This window comes from Pseudomonas sp. 34 E 7 (genome assembly GCF_900005715.1).
Classification (GTDB): domain Bacteria; phylum Pseudomonadota; class Gammaproteobacteria; order Pseudomonadales; family Pseudomonadaceae; genus Aquipseudomonas; species Aquipseudomonas orientalis_A.
Map to the genome: position 1 here is coordinate 1 of NZ_CVTX01000175.1, position 2,348 is coordinate 2,348.

Consider the following 2,348-nt stretch of genomic DNA (forward strand, 5'->3'; position numbering starts at 1 on the left):
TCCTCTATCCGCAACTGGCCGACGCCTCGAGCCTCAAGCCGGAAGTGGTTGCGGGCCTGGATATCCTGATCGTGCGTGAGCTGACCGGCGGTATCTATTTCGGTTCGCCGCGCGGCGTGCGCGAGCTGGAAAATGGCGAGCGTCAGGCCTACGACACCCTGCCGTACAGCGAGAGCGAAATCCGCCGCATCGCCCGTGTCGGTTTCGACATGGCCCGTGTGCGCAGCAAGAAGGTCTGCTCGGTGGACAAGGCCAACGTACTGGCTTCCAGCCAACTGTGGCGTGAGATCGTCGAAGAAGTCGCCAAGGACTACCCGGACGTCGAGCTCAGCCACATGTACGTCGACAACGCCGCCATGCAACTGGTGCGTGCGCCCAAGCAGTTCGACGTGATCGTCACCGACAACCTGTTCGGCGACATCCTGTCCGACCAGGCGTCGATGCTCACCGGTTCCATCGGCATGCTGCCGTCGGCCTCCCTGGACACAAACAACAAGGGCATGTACGAGCCGTGCCACGGTTCTGCACCGGACATCGCAGGCCAGGGCATTGCCAACCCGTTGGCGACCATTTTGTCGGTGTCGATGATGCTGCGTTACAGCTTCAACCTGAGCGATGCGGCCGACGCGATCGAGAAGGCCGTAAGCCTGGTGCTGGACCAGGGCCTGCGCACCGGCGACATCTGGTCGCAGGGCTGCACCCGCGTGGGTACGCAAGAAATGGGCGATGCTGTAGTCGCCGCGCTGCGGAATCTGTAATCTCTCGGGCCCGCTTGCAGTTGTCGCTGCAAGGCGGCCCACTTTTTAACAAGGTGTAGTTGCGATGAAACGTGTAGGTCTGATCGGTTGGCGCGGTATGGTCGGTTCCGTGCTCATGCAGCGGATGCTGGAAGAGCAGGATTTCGATCTTATTGAGCCGGTGTTTTTCACCACGTCGAACGTGGGTGGCCAAGGGCCGTCCGTGGGCAAGGATATTGCGCCGCTCAAGGATGCCTACAGCATTGAAGAGCTCAAGACCCTCGATGTGATTCTGACCTGCCAGGGCGGCGACTACACCAGCGAAGTCTTCCCCAAGCTGCGCGAAGCCGGCTGGCAGGGCTACTGGATCGACGCCGCATCGAGCCTGCGCATGCAGGACGATGCCGTGATCATCCTCGACCCGGTCAACCGCAAGGTCATCGACCAGCAGCTGGACGCCGGCACCCGCAACTATGTGGGCGGCAACTGCACCGTCAGCCTGATGCTGATGGGCCTGGGCGGCTTGTTCGAGGCCGGCCTGGTCGAGTGGATGAGCGCCATGACCTATCAGGCGGCGTCCGGCGCCGGTGCGCAGAACATGCGTGAGCTGATCAAGCAGATGGGCGCGACCCATGCCGCGGTTGCTGATCAACTGGCCGACCCGGCCAGCGCGATCCTGGATATTGATCGTCGCGTGGCCGACGCCATGCGCAGCGAAGCTTATCCGACCGAAAACTTCGGCGTGCCATTGGCCGGTAGCCTGATCCCGTGGATCGACAAGGAACTGCCGAACGGCCAGAGCCGCGAAGAGTGGAAGGCCCAGGCCGAGACCAACAAGATTCTCGGTCGCTTCAAGAACCCGATCCCGGTGGACGGCATCTGCGTACGTATCGGTGCCATGCGTTGCCACAGCCAGGCGCTGACCATCAAACTGAACAAAGACGTGCCGATCGCCGATATCGAAGGGCTGATCAGCCAGCACAACCCTTGGGTCAAGCTGGTGCCGAACAACCGCGATATCAGCATGCAGGAGCTGAGCCCGACCAAGGTCACCGGCACCCTGAATGTACCGGTGGGCCGTTTGCGCAAGCTGAACATGGGCAGCCAGTTCCTCGGCGCGTTCACCGTTGGCGACCAGCTGTTGTGGGGCGCGGCCGAGCCGTTGCGACGCATGCTGCGGATTTTGCTCGAGCGTTGATTGCTGCTTGTTCCTGGGAACCCGCGCTCTGGTGACAGGCGCGGGTTTTTTGTTGCCTGCCAGGGCCTCATCGGGGGCAAGCCCCCTCCCACAGGGGGATGTGTGAATGCATTCAAATGTGGGAGGGGGCTTGCTCCCGATGGCGGCCTCTGGGCTGGCCAGGATTTTGTGTCGATCCCGGTGCAAATGTGGGAGGGGGCTTGCCCCCGATGGCGGCCTCTGGGCTGACCAGGATTTTGTGTCGATCCTGGCTCAACTGTGGGAGGGGGCTTGCCCCCGATGGCGGCCTCAGAGCCGACCAGGATGTTGGATTGGACCTAGTACATATCCGTTTCTGCGGTAACGGCTGCTTAGGGTTCCGCCCTGACGGCGGGTCACTTTGGAAAAGCCCCAAAGTAACCAAAGGGCTCTTG

The 2,348-nt window shown here is 62.0% G+C and carries 2 protein-coding genes; both read left to right on the plus strand.

All coding sequences use genetic code 11. The features are described from left to right. The coding region (gene leuB, locus BFP96_RS23955) for a 3-isopropylmalate dehydrogenase (RefSeq protein WP_065937134.1) at positions 1–758 on the plus strand (758 nt) is incomplete at its 5' end. A gap of 64 nt (positions 759–822) precedes the next feature. Beyond that, positions 823–1,935 carry an aspartate-semialdehyde dehydrogenase gene (gene asd, locus BFP96_RS23960; protein WP_057721535.1) on the plus strand — a complete coding sequence of 371 codons (1,113 nt, stop codon included), beginning with the start codon at positions 823–825 and terminating at the stop codon, positions 1,933–1,935. Positions 1,936–2,348 lie beyond the last annotated feature (413 nt).